Source organism: Streptomyces sp. NPDC086787 (assembly GCF_044745865.1).
In the GTDB taxonomy this organism is placed as follows: domain Bacteria; phylum Actinomycetota; class Actinomycetes; order Streptomycetales; family Streptomycetaceae; genus Streptomyces.
The window spans coordinates 391,536-413,293 of the sequence record NZ_JBIVBC010000004.1; the positions used below are offsets into that span (position 1 = coordinate 391,536).

A 21,758-nucleotide genomic window follows, 5' to 3' on the forward strand; every position below is an offset into this window, starting at 1 on the left:
AGTACGCAACAGAGGCACCCGCACGAGGGCTTCTTTAGTTCGGGGCCGTACCATCTCCTCGTGCACGATCCCGGACCCGTCCCCGCCTCCTGGCGCGTCGCGCTGCCGCACACCGCCGCCGCGGTGCCGGTGGCGCGTGCCCTGGTGCGTTCGGCGCTGGCGGACCAGCGGCACCTGGCCGACAGCGACACGGCGGAGCTGCTCACGGCGGAGCTGGTCGCCAACGCGGTGGAGCACGCCACGGGGAGCGGCCCGATCGAGCTGGTGGTGGAGATGCTGCCGACCGGCTGCCAGGTCGAGGTGCACGACCCGGACCCGGCGCCGCCCGGTCAGCTGGCCCGGCCCGTCCTCGAGGCGCCGGACCCGTGGCAGGAGCACGGGCGCGGTCTGCTGCTGATCCGCGCCCTCAGCTCGTCCTGCGGTCACCGCCCGACCGAGTCGGGCAAGGCCGTGTGGTTCAGACTCCCTGTGGTTCCCGCTCAGCGGCGTCGACCGGCGTGACCCCGGCCGCGGCGGCCGTCCTGGTCAGCGTGGAGTTCCGGCGTCCGTAGAGGACGTACACCAGGAACCCGGCCGCGAGGAACGCGGCGAACTGGATCCAGGTCCGCCAGCCCGTCTCGTACATCAGGTACAGGCAGAAGCCGACGCCGAGCACCGGCACGACCGGGTAGAGCGGCACCCGGAAGCTGCGGGCGAGGCCCGGTTCGCGGCGGCGCAGGGCGATCACCGTGATGTTGACCACGGCCATGATGGCGAGCGTGCCGATGGTGCACAGGTTCATCACGGCGTCCAGCGGCGCGAAGGCGGCCGGGAGCGCGAAGACGGCGGCGACGATCAGGGTGCCGGTCACGGGCGTGGAGGTGCGCGGGGACACCTTCTCGAAGACGCGGGGGACGAGTCCGTCGCGGGACATGGACATCAGGATGCGGGTCTGGCCGTACATCACGGCGAGCACCACGGAGGCGATGGCGACGACCGCGCCGAAGGCGATGACCCCGCCGCCCACCGTGGAGCCGGTGACCTGGTTGACGACGTACGACAGCGCGGCCGGCCGGTCGGCGACCTGGTCACCGCCGATGGCGCCGATGGCGGCGACGGCGACCGCGCAGTACAGCAGGGTCACGATGCCCATGCAGACGAGGATGGCGACCGGGATGTCACGGCGGGGGTTCTTCGCCTCCTCACCGGCGGTGGTGATCGCGTCGAAGCCGATGTACGAGAAGAAGGCCGCCGTGGTGCCCGCGCCGATGCCGCCGAGCCCGGCCGGGGAGAACGGGGTGAGGTTGCCGTCCTTGAAGGCGCTGTAGCCGATGGCGCAGAAGGCGACGAGGATGACGAGCTTGACCGCGGCCATGGTGGCGGTCGCACGGGCGCTCTCGCGCACTCCGCGCACCAGCAGCACGCAGGCCATGGCGATGACGATCACGGCGGGCAGGTTGACGACGCCGTGCTCGGCGGGACCGCCGGACAGCGCCCGGGGGAAGTGCCATCCGAAGAGGCTGTCGAGCAGTTCGTTGACGTACTGGCTCCAGCCGACGGCGACGGCCGAGATCGAGATGCCGTACTCCAGGAGCAGGCACCAGCCGACCAGGAAGGCGGTGGTCTCGCCGAGGCCGGCGTAGGCGAAGGAGTACGACGAGCCGGAGACCGGGATCGCGCCGCCCAGCTCGGCGAAGGAGAAGGCGGTGAAGACGCAGGTGATCGCCGCGAGGATGAAGGAGACGACGACGGCCGGGCCGGCCTGGGCGACCGAGTCGGAGAGGCCGACGAAGATGCCGGTCCCGACGATCGCGCCGACGCCGAAGCAGATCAGCTGGAAGAGGCCCATCGTGCGCTTGAGGCCGTGGCCGTCGCGGTCGGCGCCGGATTCGGCCACCAGCAGGGCGGGGGACTTTGTTCGCAGCTTGGAGGGCTGAGCGGGCATGCGGGTGGTGCTCGTTTCTGGTGGTGCGGTGCGACCGGGGTCGGGCGCGATGGCGGCCGCGGAGGGGGTGGCTCCGGGCCGCCGGTCAGGATAAGGGGAGGTGAGGGGCGTCAGGCAACGTCGTGTGTGGTGGGCCGGGTGAGGGTGGCCACCAGGACTGCCTTGATGGTGTGCATACGGTTCTCCGCCTCGTCGAAGACGACGGAGTGCTCGGACTCGAACACCTCGTCGGTGACCTCCAGTTCGGTCAGACCGTGCCGCTCGTGGATCTCGCGGCCCACGGCGGTGCCGAGGTCGTGGAAGGCGGGCAGGCAGTGCAGGAACTTCACGTCGGCGTTTCCGGTGGCGCGCAGCACGTCCATGGTCACGGCGTACGGGCCGAGCAGCGCTATGCGCTCGTCCCAGACCTCCTTGGGCTCGCCCATGGACACCCATACGTCGGTGGCGACGAAATCGGCGCCGCGCACGCCCGCGGCCACGTCCTCGGTGAGGGTGATCCGGGCGCCGGACGTCTCGGCGAGCTGCCGGGCCACCTGGACGACGGTGTCGGCCGGCCAGAGCAGCCGGGGGGCGACGATACGGACGTCCATGCCGAGCAGGGCGCCGGTGACGAGGTAGGAGTTGCCCATGTTGTAGCGGGCGTCGCCGAGGTAGGCGTAGGCGATCCGGTTCAGCGGCTTGTCGCTGTGCTCGGTCATGGTGAGCACGTCGGCGAGCATCTGGGTGGGGTGCCATTCGTCGGTGAGGCCGTTGTAGACGGGGACACCGGCGTGGGCGGCCAGCTCCTCCACGACGCCCTGGCCGTGACCGCGGTATTCGATGGCGTCGAACATGCGGCCGAGGACGCGGGCGGTGTCCTTGACGGACTCCTTGTGGCCGACCTGCGAGCCCGCGGGGTCGAGATACGTCGTGGAGGCGCCCTGGTCGGCGGCCGCGACCTCGAACGCGCAGCGGGTGCGCGTCGAGGTCTTCTCGAAGACCAGCGCGATGTTCCGGCCCTGGAGGTACCGCGTCTCGGTCCCCGCCTTCTTGGCGGCCTTCAGCTCGGCGGCCAGCTCGACCAGGCCGCGGAACTCCTCCTCGGTGAAGTCCAGCTCCTTGAGGAAGTGGCGGCCGGCGAGGGCGGTCGGGACTGTCGCCATGAGGGCGCTCCAGGGGGACGGGGACACGGGACGGCGGGGGAACGACTGGAAGTCTATACGATGGACCACATTTCTATACGGCGGCATGTGTCGCTGTGCACTCAGACATCACCGTGAGCGTCACGCATCACTGTGAGCTACTGGACAGGCTCACGCTCCACCGGGCAGCTCATGCAGCGCGGGCCGCCCCTGCCCCGGCCCAGTTCGCTGCCGGGGATCTCGATCACCTCGATGCCCTGCTTGCGCAGATGTGTGTTGGTGGTGGAGTTGCGCTCGTAGGCGACGACGACGCCGGGTTCGACGGCGAGGACGTTGCAGCCGTCGTCCCACTGCTCACGCTCGGCCGCGTGCACGTCCTGGGTGGCGGTCAGGACGCGGATCTCACTGAGCCCGAGGGCGGCGGCGATCGCGCGGTGCATCTGCTCCGGCGGATGGTCGGTGACCTTCAACTCCTTCTCCCCGGCGCCGGGTTCGATGGTGTACGAGCGGAGCATGCCGAGGCCCGCGTACTGGGTGAAGGTGTCGCCGTCGACCATCGTCATCACGGTGTCGAGATGCATGAAGGCGCGCCGCTTGGGCATGTCGAGCGCGATGATCGTCCGGGCCGAGCCCGCCGCGAACAGCTTGTGGGCGAGCATCTCGACGGCCTGCGGGGTGGTGCGCTCGCTCATGCCGACGAGGACGGCGCCGTTGCCGATCACCAGGACGTCGCCGCCCTCGATGGTGGACGGGTAGTCGGCCTGCCCCTCGGACCAGACCCGGAACGTCTCGTCGAGGAACAGCGGGTGATAGCGGTAGATCGCCTCGAAGTGCACGGCCTCGCGCTGCCTGGCGGGCAGGCGCATGGCGTTGACGGCCACCCCGTCGTAGATCCAGGCGGACGTGTCCCGGGTGAAGAGGTGGTTCGGCAGCGGGCCCAGGAGGAAGTCGTCCAGGTCCATCACATGGAAGCGGACGGAGGTCGGCTCCGGGTGGGCGTCCAGGAACTCCCGCTTGGTCATGCCGCCGACCAGCGCCTGGGCCAGCTCATCGGCGGGCAGGGCCTCGAAGGCCGCCCGGAGGTGGTCGGTGGCCAGGGGGCCGTACTCCTTCTCGTCGAAGACCCGGTCGAGGACGAGCGTCCTCGCCTTCGGGATCTCCAGCGCCTCGGTGAGCAGGTCACCGAAGAGGTGGACGGTGACACCGCGGTCGCGCAGCACGTCGGCGAATCCGTCGTGCTCGGCGCGCGCGCGGCGCACCCACAGGACGTCGTCGAAGAGGAGGGCGTCCTTGTTGCTGGGGGTGAGCCTTTTGAGCTCTAGATCAGGCCGGTGCAGGATGACGCGGCGCAGCCGCCCGGCCTCGGAGTCGACATGGAATCCCATGTCTCCATCCTGACCATCGGCGACCGTCTTCACCCCCGGCTCGACCGTTTCTGCGACTTCTGTTTTCGTCTCCTTGACGAAAATCAGAGTTCTCCATTATCGTCCACATGACGAAAACGGAACGAGGGGGTGGCCCCATGGCCGACATCACCCGGCGCCTGGGATGGCGTCATCTGCGCGGCGCTCCGACGGCGCACATACGGCACCACCGCTCGGGGAAGCTCGCGCACGACGGGCCCGGCCTCAGCTTCTGGTTCCGGCCGCTGACCGCCGCGCTGTCCGAGGTACCGGTCGACGACCGGGAGCTGGCGATGGCCTTCCACGCCCGCACCTCCGACTTCCAGGACGTGACCGTGCAGGCGACGGTCACCTACCGGATCAGCGACCCGGCCGTCGCCGCCGCCCGCCTGGACTTCTCGATAGACCCCGACACCGGCGGCTGGCGGGGCACACCGCTGGAGCAACTGGGCACGCTGCTCACGGAGACGGCCCAGCAGCACGCGCTTGCCGTGCTGGCCCGCACACCGCTGTCGGCGGCGCTGGTCGACGGGGTGAGCTCGGTGCGGGAGCGGGTCGCCGAGGGACTGGGCACCGAGCCCCGGCTGCCGGCCACCGGCATCGAGGTGGTCGCGGTCCGCGTGGTGGCGCTCAGGCCCGAGCCCGAGGTGGAGCGGGCGCTGCGCACTCCGGCCCGCGAGCAGATCCAGCAGGAGGCCGACCGGGCCACCTACGAACGGCGGGCCGTGGCCGTCGAGCGGGAACGCGCCATCGCCGAGAACGAGCTGGCCAGCCAGATCGAACTGGCCAGGCGCGAAGAGCAGTTGGTCGACCAGCGCGGCACGAACGCCCGCCGTGAGGCGGAGGAGCACGCGGCGGCGGACGCGGTGCGCGCACAGGCCGAGGCGGACCGGACGGTCCGGCTCGCCAAGGCGGAGGCGGACCGGTCGGTGAGACTCGCCGAGGCCGAGGCGGACCGCGCACTCCGGCTCGCCCGCGCCGAGGCCGAGGGCGCGCGCGAGGTCGGCGAGGCGCGGGCGCAGGCCCAGGCCGCGTGGCTGCGGGCGCACGCGGACGCCGGAGTCGACGGCGCCGCGACGCTGCACGCCCTCACCGCGACCCGGCTCGCGGAGAACCTGCCCCGGATCGACAGCGTGACCCTGTCGCCGGACGTGCTCACCGGCCTGCTGGCCAGGCTCGGCGGCCCGGGAGACGCGCAGTGAGCCTGGCCCCGCGTGCCGTGCTGGTCCATCGCACCTCCGAGTACGAGGAACTGGTGGCCCGGCACGGCACACACGGCCAGGCCGCGTTCTTCCTCGCCTCCCGCGGCCGGGACATCGCCGAGGTCGCCGAGCGCCACCAGCGTGCCCGCCGGGCGCTCGCCGAGGTCGCCTCGGCGGTGCCGCTGTCCTGGCGGCAGAGCCAGGTGGAGCGGTCCGACCTGCACCGGTTTCTGTTCGCGCCCGAGGACGTGGTGGTCGTGGTGGGCCAGGACGGGCTGGTGGCCAACGCCGCCAAGTACCTCGCGGGCCAGCCGGTCGTCGGCATCGACGCCGATCCCGGCCGCAACACCGGCGTGCTCGTACGGCACCGGCCCACGGACGCCGGGACCCTGCTGCCGGCCGCCCTCACCCGGAGCACCTGCGTCGACGAACTCACCATGGTCGAGGCTGTCGCGGACGACACACAGCGGCTGGTGGCGCTCAACGAGATCTATCTCGGCGCGACCGGGCACCAGACGGCCCGCTACCGCCTGGGTCTCCACGGCGACGGGGGCGCCGTGGAGACCCAGGCGTCGTCGGGTGTGCTGGTGGGGACCGGGACGGGCGCCACCGGATGGCTCCGGTCGGTGTGGCAGGAGCGGGCCAGCCGCCTGACGCTGCCCTCCCCCACCGAGGACCGGCTCCTGTGGTTCGTACGGGAGGCCTGGCCGTCCCCGGCCACCGGCACCTCACTGGTGGCGGGTGAACTCCCGTCCTCCGCAGCCCTGTCGGTCACCGTCGAGTCCGACCGGCTGACCGCCTTCGGCGACGGGATCGAGAGCGACGCGCTGGAACTCACCTGGGGTCAGACGGTACGGATCGGGGTGTGCGGACAGCGGCTGCGGCTGGTCGGCTGACGCCCCGCCCGCCGCACCGGGAGGTGCGTCGGGCGGGGCGTCAGCGAGGTCACAGCCGCGGGTCGACCGGCTCCGACTCCAGTGCCAGAACCCCGAACACCGCCTCGTGCACCCGCCACAACGGCTCCCCCTCCGCGAGCCGGTCCAGGGCCTCGAGGCCGAGGGCGTACTCGCGGATGGCCAGCGACCGCTTGTGGTTCAGGAACCGCTGCCGCAGCCGGGCCAGGTTGTCCGGCCGGGTGTACTCCGGGCCGTAGATGATCCGCAGGTACTCGCGGCCGCGGCACTTGATGCCCGGCTGGACCAGTCGGCCCTCCGTGCTCCGGACCACCGCCCCGACCGGTTTGACCACCATGCCCTCACCGCCGCGCCCGGTCATCTCCAGCCACCAGTCGACACCCGCGCGCACCGACTCCGGGTCGCCGGTGTCGACGTACAGCCGGCGGGTGGTCTGGAGCAGTCCGGTGCCGTCGTGCTCCACCATCCGGTCGATCAGCGCCAGTTGCTCGTCGTGCGGCAGCGCGGCGAGGCTGCGGCCCTGCACGGCGAGGATCTGGAACGGCGCGAGGCGCACCCCCTCGAGACCGTCGGTGGTCCAGCAGTAGCGTCGGTAGGCGTCGGTGAACGCGGCCGCGTCGGCGGCGCGTTCACGCTGCCGGGACAGCAGCTCCGTGACGTCCACACCGCGCGCCGCCGCGCTGTCCAGGGCGTCCAGCGCACCGGGGAACACCGCACCGGAGGCGGCGCCCACCGCGGCGTACTGCGAGCGCAGCAGTCCGGACGCCTTCAGCGACCAGGGCATCAGCTCGGCGTCCAGCAGCAGCCAGTCCGTGGCGAGTTCGTCCCACAGCCCGGCGTCGGCGATGGCCGTGCGCAGCCGGCCGAGGATCTCCTCGGTCACCTTCTCGTCGTCGAGGAACGGCCGTCCGGTGCGGGTGTACAGCGAGCCCGTGGGGCCCTCCACACCGAACCGGGTGCGTGCCGCCTCCGCGTCCCGGCACACCAGGGCCACCGCCCGGGAGCCCATGTGCTTCTCCTCGCACACGACCCGCGCGACGCCGTCCGCCGCGTACTGCGCGAAGGCCTCGACCGGGTGCTCCAGATAGCCGTCCACCCGCGAGGTGGCCGTGGGCGCCATGGTCGGCGGCAGGTACGGCAGCAGGCGCGGGTCGACCGCGAACCGGCTCATGACCTCCAGGGCGGCGGCCGCGTTCTGCTCGCGCACCGCGACCCGGCCCGCGTGCCGTGTCTCCACGGCCCGTCGGCCGTGCACGTCCGCGAGGTCCAGCGGCCGTCCGTCCTGGCCGCCGGGCGCCTCGGCGCGCAGCGGCCTGGTCGGCTCGTACCAGACCTGCTCGGCCGCTACGTCGACCAGTTGGCGTTCCGGCCAGCGCAGCGCCGTCAGTTTGCCGCCGAACACGGCGCCGGTGTCCAGGCAGATGGTGTTGTTCAGCCAGGTGGCGTCCGGGACCGGGGTGTGGCCGTAGACGACGGCGGCCTGGCCCCGGTAGTCCTCGGCCCACGGGTAGCGCACCGGCAGCCCGAACTCGTCGGTCTCACCGGTGGTCTCGCCGTACAGGGCGTGCGAGCGCACCCGCCCGGAGGTGCGGCCGTGGTACTTCTCGGGCAGGCCCGCGTGGCAGACGACCAGCTTGCCGCCGTCGAGGACGTAGTGACTGACCAGCCCGTCCAGGAAGCGGCGCACCTCGGCCCTGAACTCCTCGCTCTCCTCATCCATCTGCGCGATGGTCTCGGCGAGCCCGTGGGTGTGCTGGACCTTGCGGCCCTTGAGGTGACGGCCGTACTTGTTCTCGTGGTTGCCGGGCACGCACAGCGCGTTGCCCGACCCGACCATGGACATCACCCGGCGCAGCACGCCCGGGGAGTCGGGGCCGCGGTCCACCAGGTCGCCGACGAACACGGCCGTACGGCCCTCGGGGTGCACGCCGTCGGCATAGCCCAGCTTGCCCAGCAGCGACTCCAGTTCGGACGCGCAGCCGTGGATGTCGCCGATGATGTCGAAGGGTCCGGTGAGGTGGGTCAGGTCGTTGAACCGCTTCTCGGTGACGACGGTGGCGCCCTCGACCTCCGCCACTCCGCGCAGCACGTGCACCTTGCGGAAGCCCTCGCGCTCCAGTTGCCTCAGCGAGCGGCGGAGTTCGCGGATGTGCCGCTGGATCACCCGGCGGGGCATGTCGGCGCGGTCGGTGCGGGCCGCGTTGCGCTCGGCGCACACCTCCTCGGGCACGTCGAGCACGATGGCGATGGGCAGCACGTCGTGCTTCTTCGCCAGGTCGATCAGCTGACGTCGGCTGTCCTGCTGCACGCTGGTGGCGTCCACGACGGTGCGGCGGCCGGCGGCCAGTCGCTTGCCCGCGACGTAGTGCAGGACGTCGAAGGCGTCCTTGGTCGCGCCCTGGTCGTTCTCGTCGTCGGAGACCAGACCGCGGCAGAAGTCGGAGGAGATCACCTCGGTGGGCTTGAAGTGCCTGCGGGCGAAGGTGGACTTGCCGGAGCCGGAGGCGCCGACGAGGACGACGAGGGACAGGTCGGTGACGGGGAGGGTCCGTCCCGTGGGGGTCTGGTTCTCGGTCATGCCGCCTTCGCCTCCTTTTCCGTGTTGCCGACGTGCTCGGTGTGCTCGGTGTGCTTCTCGGGGTGGTCGTCTCGGTGGAAGACGGCCATCTGGGTGGGTGGGCCGACCTCGGGGTCGTCCGGGCCGACGGGCCGGAATCCGACCTCGTAGCCGTGCCGTTCGGCGACGGCCGCCGCCCAGGCGCGGAACTCCTCGCGGGTCCACTCGAAGCGGTGGTCGCCGTGCCGTACGTGTCCGGCGGGCAGGGTCTCCCAGCGGACGTTGTACTCGACGTTCGGGGTGGTCACGAGGACCGTGCGCGGGCGGGCGTGCCCGAACACGGAGTACTCCAGGGCGGGCAGCCGGGGCAGGTCGAGGTGTTCGATCACCTCGCTGAGCACGGCGGCGTCATATCCCTTGAGCCGGTTGTCGGTGTAGGCGAGAGAGCCCTGGACGAGCTCGACGCGGGCCGCCTGCCGCTCCCCCATGCGGTCCAGCTTGAGCCGCCGGCAGGCGATGGTGAGCGCGCGCACGGACACGTCGACGCCGACGATCTCGGTGAACCGCACGTCCTTCAGCAGCTCCCGCACCAGCTCGCCCTGACCGCAGCCGAGGTCGAGCACGCGGGCGGCGCCCGACTCGCGCAGCGCGGCGAGGATCGCCTCCCGGCGTTGCGCGGCGAGCGGTGTCGGCCGCTCCTCGGTCTCCGCCTCCTCCTCGACCGCGTTGTCGATCGACTCGACCTCGCTGTCGTCGGTCTCGGCCAGGCGCACCATTTCCAGCTGCTCCATCGCCTGCCGGGTCAGGGACCAGCGGCGGGAAAGGTAGCGGCTGGTGATGAGCTTCTGCTCGGGGTGCGTGGACAGCCAGCCCTCACCGGCGCGCAGCAGCTTGTCGACCTCGTCGGAGGAGACCCAGTAGTGCTTCGCGTCGTCCAGGACGGGCAGCAGCACATACAGGTGGCGCAGCGCCTCGGCGAGGGTCAGCCGCTCCGACTCCAGGACGAGACGGACGTACCGCGAGTCGCCCCACTGCGGGAACTCGGTGTCGAGTGCGACCGGCTCGGCGGTGACGGTCCAGCCGAGCGGTTCGAACAGTCCCCGTACGAGATCCGGGCCGCCACGGGCGGGCAGCGCGGGCACCTCGACGCGCAGCGGCAGGGGTGCGGCGGCCCGCTCCGGGCGGGCGGTGCACACACCGCGCAGGGCGCTGGAGAACACGGTGCTGAGGGCGACCGCGAGCAGCGAGGAGGCCGCGTAGGGGCGGTCGTTGACATACTGGGCGAGTGCCGCGTCCGGTGCTCCGCCACGGCCCTTGCCCTTGCCACGGCGGACCAGCGCGACCGTATCGACCTCCAGGAGCAGCGCGGCCGTGCAGTGGTCGGCGTCCGCCTGTGGGTAGAAGACGTGCGCGGTGCCGTAGGAGGTGGAGAACCTCTGCGCTCTGCCGGGGTGCTTGTGCAGCAGAAAACCGAGGTCGGTGGCGGGCTGGGCGGCGGTGCCGCTCGTGGATATCGTCAGGAACACGCGTCCGAGTCTCTCCTGTGCGGCACGGATCCGACCAGCGGTTTTGCCGTGACGGTTCCCTGTTCTCCCCTGTTCTGCCCTCTTCTCCCTCGTTCTTCCCGGCTCTCCCCTACCGGCCGGTGTCCGTTGCCCTCTTCCACGGGCCCACGCCGAGCCTGCCCGTGGTGCCGAGGTCGAGTTCCGGTGTCACCACGACCGGGCGGGCGCCGGGCTTGGCCCACACTCGCGTATAAGGCGCGTTGACGGGGTTTCCGGCCTCGGTGGTGTTGCGCCAGGTGAGGACGGCGTAGGCGCGCTCGCCCGGGTTGAGGGTGAGGGGGCGGGGGGTGCCGTCGGCGCCGGTGGCGGTGGCGATGTCCTCGCCGCGCACGATGCGCACGCCGGGGACGGGGTCGTGCCCGGCGTCGAGGATCTGGAGCGTGGGGCGGCCGTTCAGACGGTAGGCGTGCGTGCCGCAGTTCTCCAGGTGCAGACTCACCACGCGCAGTCCCATGGCGGCGTCGCCCTGGTCGGCGTAAAGGTGCACCCCGGAGGGCGGGCAGGAGCCGCCCGACGAGGGGGTTTCGGCGGTGGGGATGCCGCGCACCTTCTCGATCGAGACGTCCGTCATGCGCGGTGCGGTCGGGGGCAGTTCCCCGGGGGCGGCGGTCGCCGTGACCGTCCGCCCCGGCGGGACCGCGGTGACGGTCTTCGTGACGGTGGAGACGGCTCCGCCGGAGGCGGAGCGGAAGCCGAGGGTGACCGTGTAGGTCATCGGGGTGCTGGACGCGTTGGTGACCGAGAAGGCGACGGAGGAGACGCCGGTCCCGCAGCCCTTGCCGTGGCCGGACGCCGTACCCGACAGGCTCGTGATGCGCACACCGTCCTTGGGCGTGCCGTCCCGGGGGCCGGCCGACGGGCACCCCGGCCCGGTGCCCGCGGCCCCCGGCGCACCGGTCGTCTCCCTGCCGCAGCCGGTGAGGACGAGGACGGCGGCCGCGGCGACGGCGGTCACCGCGGCGCAGGTGGTGCGGAGGGGGCGCGGGGTGTGGGCCGCCATCGTCACGACTCCTTCGCGTCCTTAGCGTCTTTCGCGTCCTTAGCCACGATCGCCTGCGCGTTCTTCACGGCCCGCGTCTGCATCGCGCGCAGGGCGTCCAGACCCTTCTTGTTCTTGCTGATGAGCGACTTCTGGACGCGGGTCTGGACCTTGTGGACGGTGTCGATGTAGTCGGTGTCGAGCTTGCACCGGGCATCGGCGGCCGCTGCCTTCTTCTCCTTGGCGGACGGCCGGTCCGGCACGATCCAGGCGCTGTCCACCATGGCGTCGAAGGGGCTGTCGTACCGGAAGCCCTCGTCCTTCATGCATTCCGACCAGGCGTGATCGGCCTTCTTCCAGGCCGGGTCCTTCTCCCCCTCCTTGCGGGACTCGTACCAGAGTTGATAAGGGAGTGCGAAGCCGGGGACCGTCACCCCGTTGACCTTCGTCGCCTTGGGCTCGGGGCCGACGAGCTGCCGCCCGGCCTCTCCCAGGCAACCGTGCTCGGGAATGGGGTGCCCATGGGCACGATGGCTCTCGCCCTTGTCGAACTCGCCGGTGAGAGCCAGGTACTGATCGGTCGGCCACTCCTGCGGCTGGGAGGACTGCTCCGCGCTCTTGCCGTCGCCGCGGTAGCCGTGCTCGGCGGCCAGGTCGGGATCGTCGACTCCGTACGGCTTGTCGTCGTCGGTCGTGTCACGGCTCGAAACGTCCCCCTGCCGCACCGAGTATGTCGACTCGACGGTCTTCGGGTTGAACGCCACGAAGCCCTCGAAGCCGAGCCGGAGCATGCACTTCTTCGCGAGGATCCACTCCGCCGAATTGACGATTTTCACCTCGTCCGACGAGGAGTCCACCATGTAGGCGTGGAGCGGGGACGCCGTCAGGGTGTTCAGACGGCCGGCCTTGTCGGAGGCGGCGTCGTCCTGGCCGACGAGCTGGCAGGCCGACAGGGCCAGCAGGCCGGTGACAGTGAGAGGGAGCATTTTACGCACCCGGTCATACGATCAGTCGCGGATCATGTGCGCCGTGATGGAGCCCACAGTTCCGCCACCACAACCCCACAGCTGTAGCACATTGTGTCGCTTCCGTGATCTCCGGGGCGTCCCTTCGGCCTCGATCCGATGAGGCCGAAGGGACTCTCGCATGGGCGGGCGCGCCCGGTGCGCCGGGTGCTACGACAGCTGCGACTGCACCTGACCGGAGATCAGCTCCAGGTGGTCGAGGTCGGACAGGTCCAGGACCTGGAGATAGATTCGCTGGGAGCCGGCCTCGGCATACCTGCCGATCTTGTCGACGACCTCGGCCGGGGAGCCGGCCAGGCCGTTGGCCTTGAGTTCGTCGACCTCACGGCCGATGACGGCGGCCCGGCGGGCGACTTCCTGGTCGTCGGCGCCGACACAGACGACGAGGGCGTTGGAGAGGACCAGTTCACCGGGGTCACGGCCGTGCGCCTCGGCGGCTGCGCGGACCCGCCCGAACTGCCGCTCGCTGTCCTCGGCCGAGGAGAACGGCATGTTGAACTCGTCCGCGTACTGCGCGGCCAGCCGGGGCGTGCGGGTGGCGCCGTGACCACCGATCAGGACCGGGACCCTGGGCTGGGTGGGCTTGGGGAGGGCGGGCGACGCGGTGAGGTCGTAGTGCTCGCCGTGGAAGTCGAAGGTCTTGCCGGTCTCCGTCGCCCACAGCCCGGTGACGATCGCCAGTTGCTCCTCAAGCCGGTCGAACTTCTCCTTCGGGAACGGGATGCCGTACGCCTTGTGCTCCTGCTCGAACCAGCCTGCGCCCAGGCCGAGTTCGACCCGGCCGCCGGACATCTGGTCGACCTGGGCGACCTGGATGGCGAGCACGCCCGGCAGCCGGAAGGTGGCGGCGGTCATGAGCGTGCCGAGGCGGATGCGCTTGGTCTCGCGGGCCAGTCCGGCGAGGGTGATCCAGGCGTCGGTGGGGCCGGGCAGACCGCTCACGTCGCCCATGTGGAGATAGTGGTCCGAGCGGAAGAAGGCGTCGAACCCGAGGTCTTCGGTGGCCTTCGCCACGGTGAGCAAGGTGTCGTAGGTCGCCCCTTGCTGGGGCTCGGTGAAGATTCGAAGATCCATGCGTCCATCCTGCACGCCACGGGGTGGGTCGTGCCCCCCGGCGCTCCCGCGCGTCTGCGCCTCCTCCCCTACCCCACGTCGCTCAACCCACCTCGCTCTCCGGTAACGCCGCCTCCCGGGCGGCGAGCTTGCGCAGCATCTCCCGCACCCGGTCGCGGGACTCGTCGGCGGCGTCGATCGCCTCCATGCACTGCCAGTACGTCGACTGGTCGTCGGCGGAGCTGGCCATGCCGACCAGGGCCATGCCGACCTCGCCCAGGAGGCCGCCGAGGCAGAGCAGGGTCTCGCGGGCGTCGTCCAGCTCGGTGAGCTGGGCGGCGCGGAGATCGCCCGGGTCGAGGTCCGGGGTGTCCAGAACACCGCAGCCCCGGCCGGCCAGTTCGGTCAGGCCGAGTGCCTCGCCGCGCAGTTCCGGTGGCCCGGAGACCGCCAGCCGGCTGCCTATGGCCTGGGCGAGGGCCTGGGCCTGCCAGACCTCCTCCAGGATTCCCCGCGCGTCGCCGCTGTCCGCGAGGGCGCTTCTGCTGGTCCCGATCAGCCGCTTCGCATCCATGGGCCGTCCCCGTCCGCCCGACGTGCTCGTGGCACGCTCTCCGCCCGAACTCTCGAACTCCCTGGTTCACTACCCAGAGTGAGGGTGTTTGAGACGGAAAGCCAGTGGAAGACGGAAATCTGCGGACAACAATTGGGATTCGGACGGTGTCTTGACTCCGAAGAGTGATTTCGGAATCCACAACTCCTCATGTGTTCCCCGGTGCCGGGAACCGCCGCTCGTTACGGTCGATCTTGGCGGACAGGGCGGCCAGCGGGTCGACGTCGAGCACCTCGCACAGCTGGAGGAGGTAGGCGAGCACATCGGCGACCTCGTCCGTCACACGGTGGGCGGTCTCGGGGTCGGCCATGACGTGGGCCGACTCCTCCGGCGTCAACCACTGGAAGATCTCGACCAGTTCGGCGACCTCCACGCTCAGCGCGGACGCGAGGTTCTTGGGGGTGTGGTAGCGCTCCCAGTTCCGGGCGGCCGCGAAGTCGGCCAGCCGTCGCTGCAGTTTCGCCACGTCCAGGTGTTCGGTCACGGCTCCAGGTGTACCACTGTGACCCCGTCGGCCCCCGCGGCCCACGACCCGTCACTCACCGCACCGAGCAGGCGGATGTGCCCGAGTCCGCACATCCGCCCGGCGAGCCGGACCAGTTCCGTGCGCTGCCGTCCGTCCAGCGCGCGGTCGAAGCCGTCGGCGAGGACCGTGAGCGTCCGCAGGGCGTCGGGGACCTCGTGGGGCGCGTCGACGGCGAGGACTCCGGGGCCCGTGAGCAGCACCAGCGCCAGCGCCAGGTAACGCAGTTCGCCGTCGCCCAGCCGGCCGAGGCCGGTGCGGATCCCCTCGCCCCGGTCGAGCAGCGCCCGGACCGTCCCGTCGCCCCACGCCTCGGCCGTCAGGTCGGCCACGGGACCCGCGCATCCGGCGCGCACGGCTGTGACGAGCTGCGCGTGCCGACGGCCGCACTCCGCGCGGGTGCGCCACAGGACCTCGGCGAGATTGCCGCAGTCCGGCCGGAGCAGGCCGGGGCCGAGCGGGACGGCCGCGCGCATCCGGTCGGGGCGCGGATCGCAGGCGAAGGCGGAACGCAGGGCCACCACCGTCTGCTCGGCAGCGGCCAGCACCCGGCGCTGACCGTCCGTCTTGCCTGCCACGCGCAGCGGCAGCAGCGGAGTGCCGAGGCGGTCGTCGGGGAGCGGCGCCCTGGTCACCGGCGCCGATCCGGCGGTGTGCCAGGCCGCCTGCACGGTGCGGCGCCCCGGGTCGCGCAGGGCCGTCTCCAGCAGCACCAGTCCGCCCGCCGTCAGCCGCTCGCCCACGATGCGCAGCTCCGGCTCCGCCTGGACCGCGACATCGAGCCGGACCGGGCCTTCGGGACCGTCCGTCGTACAGCCGATGCGGAAACCGCGCCGGTGCTGGGCATCGGGCCGGGCCCGCTCGGGCACGCAGGCCGCCGGGTCCGGGAACACCCCGGCGAGCGTCGCCCCGGAGCCGAGCCGGGCGAGTGCCTCGTACGCCCCGAGCGCCGTCGACTTGCCGGATCCGCTGGGCCCGGCGAACAGGGTGAACGCCCCGAGCATGAACCGGGCGGCCCGGTGTCCCGCGAACGCGGACAGCCGCAGCTCGGTGACCCGGGGCCGGCCCGGCCACGCCGACGAGGGCGGTTCCGGGGTCCGGAGCGCGCCGGAGGAAGTGAGGGCGGAGGGGGTGGTCATATCCGGACCGTAGGACTCCGCGACCCGGGCGAACCGTTACGGCGCAGTTCGCTTCCTTCTATCGAGGTACCGAGGGATCCTCACGTCCCGGAGAGCCCGACCCCGTCCATGAGCCCGCTGACCTCGGTGCCGGGCGGGGTCAGCAGGAACACGTTCCGGTCCACCCGGTGCATCCCGCTGGCGAGGCCGAAGACCACGCCGGTGCTGAAGTCCAGGACGCGCTTGGCGACCTCGGTCTCCGCGCTGGACAGGTCGAGCAGGACCGGTGCGCCCGCCATGAGGGTCTCGGCGACGTCCCGGGCGTCGGCGAACACGTTGACGCGCAGGACGACGAACCGGCGCCGTGTCTCGGTCACCGCCTCCGGGAGGGAGCGGTGACCGACCTGGGACGGCCAGGCGTCACGCCCTCTCAGCGGCACGACCTGGGCGAGCCCTTCCCACTGCTCGTCGGTGACGTCGTAGCGCCTCACCGGATCCCCCTGAACTGACTCGCACTCGAACCCTGCACCAGCCAATTCTTACGCCAAGTCACCCGTTCGGCCCAACACCGACACGAGGCGCGACCGGCGTGTCGCAGGTTCGCCCAAAAGGGTCGTACCATACCGGAGAGGTGCAGGTCACAGTCTTGAGGAGGGCAACGTCACAGGCCCCCCGCTGCTGCCCCGCAAGCGTACTGGCCTAGCATCCGAGCCATGACGGTCCTGCCTGACGACGGGCTCTCACTGGCCGCCGAGTTCCCTGACGCGACACACGAAGAGTGGCAACGCCTTGTCGAGGGTGTGCTGCGCAAGTCGGGCAAGGAAGTCTCGGGCGCGGCAGCTGAGGACGCTCTGTCCACGACGCTGGAGGACGGGCTGCGCACCCGCCCCCTCTACACGGCGCGCGACACCGCGCCCGATCCCGGCCTGCCCGGCTTCGCGCCGTTCGTGCGCGGTGGCCGCCCGGAGGGCGGCACCGCGGGCGGCTGGGACGTCCGGCAGCGGCACGCGGCGATCGAGGACGGGTCCGTACTGGCCGACCTGGAGAACGGCGTCACCTCGCTCTGGCTGGTCGTGGGCTCGGGCGGGATCCCCGTCGCCGACCTCCCGCGCGCCCTCGACGGCGTGTACCTGGACCTGGCGCCGGTGGTGCTGGACGCCGGGGAGGAGACCGAGGCGGCCGCGGCACGGCTGCTCGCCCTCTACGAGGAGCGCGGCGTCGACGCCACGGCGGTGCGCGGCAACCTCGGCGCAGACCCGCTCGGGCACGAGGCCCGTACCGGCAGCGCCCTTGGGTTCGCTCCGTTCGCCGCACTCGCCGCGCGATGCGCCGGGACGTATCCGGGGCTGCGCGCGCTGACCGTGGACGCGCTGCCGTACCACGAGGCCGGCGGCTCGGCCGCGCAGGAGCTCGGCGCCTCGCTGGCCACCGGTGTGGCCTATCTGCGTGAGCTGACCGAGGCCGGTCTCACGATCGAACAGGCCTGCGGACAGGTGGAGTTCCGCTTCGCGGCCACCGCCGACCAGTTCCTGACCATCGCCAAGCTGCGCGCGGCGCGCCGGCTGTGGGCGCGGGTCGCCGAGGTGTGCGGGGCGCCGGGCGCCGGTGCGCAGACGCAGCACGCGGTCACCTCGCCGGTGATGATGTCCCGGCGCGACCCGTGGGTGAACATGCTCCGCACGACGGTGGCGACGCTCGCGGCCGGGGTCGGCGGCGCCGACTCGGTCACCGTGCTGCCGTTCGACCACGCGCTCGGCCTGCCGGACGCGTTCGCCCGCCGTATCGCCCGCAACACGTCCACGATCCTGGTGGAGGAGTCCCATCTGGCCCGGGTGATCGACCCGGCGGGCGGCTCCTGGTACGTGGAGGCGCTCACCGACGAACTGGCCCGCGCGGGCTGGGAGTTCTTCCGGTCGATCGAGCGGGACGGCGGCCAGGCGGCCGTGCTGCGCTCCGGCCGGATCCGTACGGACCTGGCCACGACCTGGGCGGAGCGCTCCAAGAAGCTCGCCAAGCGGCGTGAACCCATCACCGGGGTCAGCGAGTTCCCGCATCTCGCGGAGAAGGCCGTGGAGCGCGCGCCCGCGCCCGAGGGGCCGTCCGGCGGGCTGCCGCGGGTGCGCCGCGACGAGGCGTACGAGGAGCTGCGCGCCCGCTCGGACGCGCACCTCGCGGCCACCGGCGCCCGCCCCCGGGTCTTCGTGGCCACCATCGGTCCGGCCGCCGCGTACACCGCGCGTGCGACGTTCGCCGCGAACCTCTTCCAGGCGGGCGGCATCGAACCGGTCACCGAGGGAAGTTACGAGGAGAGCGGCGCGACCGAGGCCGTGCTGTGTTCCAGCGACGCGCTGTACGAGGAACAGGCCGGGCAACTGGCGCAGTCGCTCAAGGCGTCCGGTGCCCGGCACGTGGTCCTCGCGGGCCGCCCCGCCGAGTACCCGGGCGTCGACTCGTACGTCTTCGCGGGCTGCGACGCCGTGGCCGTGCTGTCCGCGACCCTTGACCGTATGGGAGTGTCCTGATGGGAATCCCCGACTTCTCCGGCATCGAGCTGGGGACCCCGGTCGCCGACGGCGATGCCGAACAGTGGCGTACGGCCGTCGGGCGCGCCACCGGCGCCGAGGAGCCGCTCTGGGAGACCCCGGAGGGCATCGGCGTCAAGCCGCTCTACACCGGCCGTGACCTGGAGGGCCTGGACTTCCTGGGTACCTTCCCGGGCATCGCGCCGTATCTGCGCGGCCCCTACCCGACGATGTACGTCAACCAGCCCTGGACGATCCGCCAGTACGCGGGCTTCTCCACCGCCGAGGAGTCCAACGCGTTCTACCGGCGCAACCTGGCGGCCGGCCAGAAGGGCCTGTCGGTCGCCTTCGACCTGCCCACGCACCGCGGTTACGACAGCGACCATCCGCGCGTGACCGGTGACGTCGGCATGGCGGGCGTGGCGATCGACTCGATCTACGACATGCGGCAGCTGTTCGACGGGATTCCGCTGGACAGGATGACCGTGTCGATGACGATGAACGGCGCCGTGCTGCCGGTGCTGGCGCTCTACATCGTGGCTGCCGAGGAACAGGGCGTACCGCCCGAGAAGCTGGCCGGGACCATCCAGAACGACATCCTCAAGGAGTTCATGGTCCGCAACACGTACATCTATCCGCCGAAGCCGTCGATGCGGATCATCTCCGACATCTTCGCGTACACCTCGCAGCGGATGCCGCGCTACAACTCGATCTCCATCTCCGGCTATCACATCCAGGAGGCGGGTGCGACGGCCGATCTGGAGCTGGCGTACACCCTCGCGGACGGAGTCGAGTACATCCGCGCGGGGCGTGAGGCGGGCCTGGACGTGGACGCGTTCGCGCCGCGGCTGTCCTTCTTCTGGGCGATCGGCATGAACTTCTTCATGGAGATCGCCAAGATGCGGGCGGCCCGGCTGCTGTGGGCCAAGCTGGTCAGCCAGTTCGACCCGAAGAACTCCAAGTCGCTCTCGCTGCGCACCCATTCGCAGACCTCGGGCTGGTCGCTGACCGCGCAGGACGTGTTCAACAACGTCACGCGCACCTGTGTGGAGGCGATGGCGGCGACCCAGGGGCACACCCAGTCGCTGCACACCAACGCCCTGGACGAGGCGCTCGCGCTGCCCACCGACTTCTCGGCGCGCATCGCCCGCAACACTCAGCTGCTCATCCAGCAGGAGTCCGGCACCACCCGGACCATCGACCCGTGGGGCGGCAGCGCCTACGTGGAGAAGCTGACGTACGACCTCGCCCGCAAGGCCTGGGCGCACATCCAGGAGGTCGAGCAGGCCGGCGGTATGGCGCAGGCCATCGACGCCGGCATCCCGAAGCTGCGCGTGGAGGAGGCGGCCGCGCGGACGCAGGCCCGCATCGACTCCGGGCGGCAGCCGGTGATCGGCGTCAACAAGTACCGGGTGGACAGCGACGAGCAGATCGACGTCCTGAAGGTCGACAACTCCTCGGTGCGCACCCAGCAGATCGAGAAGCTGCGGCGGCTGCGCGCGGAGCGGGACGAGATGGCCTGCCGGGACGCGCTGGACGCGCTGACCCGGGCGGCGGACGGCGACGGGAACCTGCTGGAGCTGGCCGTGCGCGCGGCCCGCGCCAAGGCGACCGTCGGCGAGATCTCCGACGCCCTGGAGAAGGTGTACGGGCGGCACGCGAGTCAGATCCGTACCATCTCCGGGGTGTACCGCAACGAAGCAGGCGAGTCCCCGTCCGTGGACCGCACCCGGGCTCTGGTGGACGCCTTCGAGGACGCCGAGGGGCGGCGGCCGCGCATCCTGGTCGCCAAGATGGGCCAGGACGGCCACGACCGCGGGCAGAAGGTGATCGCGACCGCCTTCGCCGACCTCGGTTTCGACGTCGACGTCGGCCCGCTGTTCCAGACGCCGGAGGAGGTCGCCCGGCAGGCGGTCGAGGCGGACGTCCACGTGGTCGGCGTGTCCTCGCTGGCCGCCGGTCACCTCACCCTCGTACCGGCGCTGCGCGAGAAGCTCGCCGACGAGGGCCGGGCGGACATCATGATCGTGGTCGGCGGGGTGATCCCGCCGCAGGACGTGCCGACGCTGCTGGAGATGGGCGCCACGGCCGTGTTCCCGCCCGGGACGGTGATCCCGGACGCGGCCCACGATCTGGTCAAGCGGCTGTCGGCCGACCTCGGCCACGATCTGTAGGGCCTCATGGCGGCGATCGATCTCGACACGTATGTGAAGGGTGTGCTCGACGGGAAGCGGGCGGTCGTGGCTCGCGCCATCACGCTCGTCGAGTCCACCCGGCCGCAGCACCGGGCGCTGGCACAGGAGTTGCTCACCGAGCTGCTTCCGCACAGCGGGCGGGCGCGACGGATCGGCATCAGCGGGGTGCCGGGCGTGGGCAAGTCGACGTTCATCGACGCGTTCGGCACGCTGCTGACCTCGCAGGGCCACCGGGTGGCGGTGCTCGCCGTGGACCCCTCGTCCACCCGTACCGGGGGCTCCATCCTGGGTGACAAGACCCGGATGGAGCGCCTCGCCGTGGATCCGGCGGCGTTCGTCCGCCCCTCCCCCAGCGCGGGCACGCTCGGCGGGGTGGCCAAGGCGACGCGTGAGTCGATGGTCGTGATGGAGGCGGCCGGTTACGACGTGATCCTCGTGGAGACGGTAGGCGTCGGCCAGTCCGAGACGGCGGTCGCCGACATGGTCGACTCCTTCCTGCTGCTCACCCTGGCCCGCACCGGTGACCAGTTGCAGGGCATCAAGAAGGGTGTCCTGGAACTGGCCGACGTGATCTCGGTGAACAAGGCGGACGGCCCGCACGAGCGTGATGCCCGTGCGGCCGCCCGTGAACTCGCGGGCGCGCTACGGCTGATGCACGGCAAGGACGCCTTCTGGACTCCCCCGGTGCTCAGTTGCAGTGCCCGCGAGTCCATCGGTCTGGACGTCGTCTGGGAACGTCTGGAACAGCACCGCACGCTCCTCGACTCGACCGGCCGCCTCGCCGCCAAGCGGCGTGACCAGCAGGTCGGCTGGACCTGGTCGATGGTCCGCGACGAACTGCTGGGGCGCCTGCACGCCGATCCCGCGGTACGGGAGGCAGCGCCCCGCCTGGAGCAGCAGGTCAGGGAGGGCTCCTTGACGGCGACGCTCGCGGCGGAACGCATCCTGCGGGCGTTCGGGACGTAGACGTAGAGGACGGGAACCGGTCCGTCAGTCGATGCCGCGCACGATGTGCGACTCGGCCGGGTCCTCGTCCACCCCGGC

Annotated in this window: 18 protein-coding genes; 6 read left to right on the top strand and 12 right to left on the bottom strand. The window is 71.5% G+C overall.

From position 1 onward, the window contains the following. Window positions 1-60: 60 nt before the first annotated feature. The gene (locus tag ACIPK3_RS13865; RefSeq protein WP_402569300.1) at window positions 61-501 is read left to right on the top strand and encodes an ATP-binding protein; all 441 of its coding nucleotides are present in this window, start codon (window positions 61-63) and stop codon (window positions 499-501) included. On the opposite strand, the gene ACIPK3_RS13870 is transcribed toward ACIPK3_RS13865, so the two are convergent. The 3 genes from ACIPK3_RS13870 to ACIPK3_RS13880 all read right to left on the bottom strand — a co-directional run bounded on the left by ACIPK3_RS13870 (window position 458) and on the right by ACIPK3_RS13880 (window position 4,430). Continuing rightward, window positions 458-1,924 carry an amino acid permease gene (locus ACIPK3_RS13870; RefSeq protein ID WP_402569302.1) on the bottom strand — a complete coding sequence of 489 codons (1,467 nt, stop codon included), beginning with the start codon at window positions 1,922-1,924 and terminating at the stop codon, window positions 458-460. The two genes, ACIPK3_RS13865 and ACIPK3_RS13870, sit on opposite strands and share 44 nt — an antisense overlap. Before the next feature lie 110 nt (window positions 1,925-2,034). Then, window positions 2,035-3,066 (bottom strand): ornithine carbamoyltransferase, encoded by a 1,032-nt coding sequence (argF, locus tag ACIPK3_RS13875; RefSeq protein WP_402569304.1) that lies wholly within the window; start codon window positions 3,064-3,066, stop codon window positions 2,035-2,037. A 137-nt stretch (window positions 3,067-3,203) separates the two neighbouring features. Continuing rightward, complete coding sequence (locus ACIPK3_RS13880; protein WP_402569306.1) at window positions 3,204-4,430, bottom strand: arginine deiminase; 1,227 nt, start codon at window positions 4,428-4,430, stop codon at window positions 3,204-3,206. Window positions 4,431-4,567: 137 nt separating this feature from the next. Here ACIPK3_RS13880 and ACIPK3_RS13885 point away from each other — a divergent pair, with 137 nt between their 5' ends. Together ACIPK3_RS13885 and ACIPK3_RS13890 are read left to right on the top strand one after the other, a co-directional pair. After that, the gene (locus tag ACIPK3_RS13885; RefSeq protein ID WP_402569308.1) at window positions 4,568-5,650 is read left to right on the top strand and encodes an SPFH domain-containing protein; all 1,083 of its coding nucleotides are present in this window, start codon (window positions 4,568-4,570) and stop codon (window positions 5,648-5,650) included. After that, window positions 5,647-6,546 (top strand): hypothetical protein, encoded by a 900-nt coding sequence (locus ACIPK3_RS13890; protein ID WP_402569310.1) that lies wholly within the window; start codon window positions 5,647-5,649, stop codon window positions 6,544-6,546. The genes ACIPK3_RS13885 and ACIPK3_RS13890 overlap by 4 nt, the downstream gene beginning before the upstream one ends. 49 nt (window positions 6,547-6,595) lie before the next feature. On the opposite strand, the gene ACIPK3_RS13895 is transcribed toward ACIPK3_RS13890, so the two are convergent. From ACIPK3_RS13895 to ACIPK3_RS13935, 9 genes are all read right to left on the bottom strand, one after another. Continuing rightward, window positions 6,596-9,142, bottom strand: a complete 2,547-nt coding sequence (locus ACIPK3_RS13895) for a polynucleotide kinase-phosphatase (protein WP_402569312.1) — start codon at window positions 9,140-9,142, stop codon at window positions 6,596-6,598. Continuing rightward, window positions 9,139-10,647, bottom strand: a complete 1,509-nt coding sequence (locus tag ACIPK3_RS13900) for a 3' terminal RNA ribose 2'-O-methyltransferase Hen1 (RefSeq protein WP_402569314.1) — start codon at window positions 10,645-10,647, stop codon at window positions 9,139-9,141. Before ACIPK3_RS13900 ends, ACIPK3_RS13895 begins: the two co-directional genes overlap by 4 nt. Before the next feature lie 109 nt (window positions 10,648-10,756). Further along, on the bottom strand, window positions 10,757-11,686 hold the full coding sequence (locus ACIPK3_RS13905; RefSeq protein WP_402569316.1) for a DUF4232 domain-containing protein: 930 nt from the start codon (window positions 11,684-11,686) through the stop codon (window positions 10,757-10,759). Window positions 11,687-11,688: 2 nt separating this feature from the next. Further along, window positions 11,689-12,651 (bottom strand): hypothetical protein, encoded by a 963-nt coding sequence (locus ACIPK3_RS13910; protein WP_402569318.1) that lies wholly within the window; start codon window positions 12,649-12,651, stop codon window positions 11,689-11,691. A gap of 189 nt (window positions 12,652-12,840) precedes the next feature. Next, window positions 12,841-13,764 carry an LLM class F420-dependent oxidoreductase gene (locus ACIPK3_RS13915; RefSeq protein ID WP_402569320.1) on the bottom strand — a complete coding sequence of 308 codons (924 nt, stop codon included), beginning with the start codon at window positions 13,762-13,764 and terminating at the stop codon, window positions 12,841-12,843. 82 nt (window positions 13,765-13,846) lie between these two features. Next, entirely contained in the window at window positions 13,847-14,317 is a 471-nt protein-coding gene (locus ACIPK3_RS13920) for a DUF6099 family protein (protein WP_402569322.1), read from the bottom strand. 187 nt (window positions 14,318-14,504) lie between these two features. Then, a complete protein-coding gene (locus tag ACIPK3_RS13925; RefSeq protein WP_402569324.1) occupies window positions 14,505-14,840 on the bottom strand; it encodes a nucleotide pyrophosphohydrolase in 336 nt (111 codons plus the stop codon). Further along, window positions 14,837-16,018, bottom strand: a complete 1,182-nt coding sequence (locus ACIPK3_RS13930) for an AAA family ATPase (protein WP_402569325.1) — start codon at window positions 16,016-16,018, stop codon at window positions 14,837-14,839. The genes ACIPK3_RS13925 and ACIPK3_RS13930 overlap by 4 nt, the downstream gene beginning before the upstream one ends. A gap of 80 nt (window positions 16,019-16,098) precedes the next feature. Continuing rightward, the gene (locus ACIPK3_RS13935) at window positions 16,099-16,488 is read right to left on the bottom strand and encodes a cell division protein SepF (protein ID WP_402569327.1); all 390 of its coding nucleotides are present in this window, start codon (window positions 16,486-16,488) and stop codon (window positions 16,099-16,101) included. Window positions 16,489-16,710: 222 nt separating this feature from the next. Here ACIPK3_RS13935 and ACIPK3_RS13940 point away from each other — a divergent pair, with 222 nt between their 5' ends. The 3 genes from ACIPK3_RS13940 to meaB are packed head-to-tail and all read left to right on the top strand — an operon-like array spanning window position 16,711 to window position 21,680. Beyond that, the gene (locus ACIPK3_RS13940; protein WP_402569329.1) at window positions 16,711-18,519 is read left to right on the top strand and encodes a methylmalonyl-CoA mutase family protein; all 1,809 of its coding nucleotides are present in this window, start codon (window positions 16,711-16,713) and stop codon (window positions 18,517-18,519) included. After that, window positions 18,519-20,693, top strand: coding sequence for a methylmalonyl-CoA mutase (scpA, locus tag ACIPK3_RS13945; protein ID WP_402569330.1), 2,175 nt, complete (start codon window positions 18,519-18,521; stop codon window positions 20,691-20,693). The genes ACIPK3_RS13940 and scpA overlap by 1 nt, the downstream gene beginning before the upstream one ends. Window positions 20,694-20,699: 6 nt before the next feature. Further along, on the top strand, window positions 20,700-21,680 hold the full coding sequence (gene meaB, locus ACIPK3_RS13950; RefSeq protein ID WP_402569332.1) for a methylmalonyl Co-A mutase-associated GTPase MeaB: 981 nt from the start codon (window positions 20,700-20,702) through the stop codon (window positions 21,678-21,680). Window positions 21,681-21,758 lie beyond the last annotated feature (78 nt).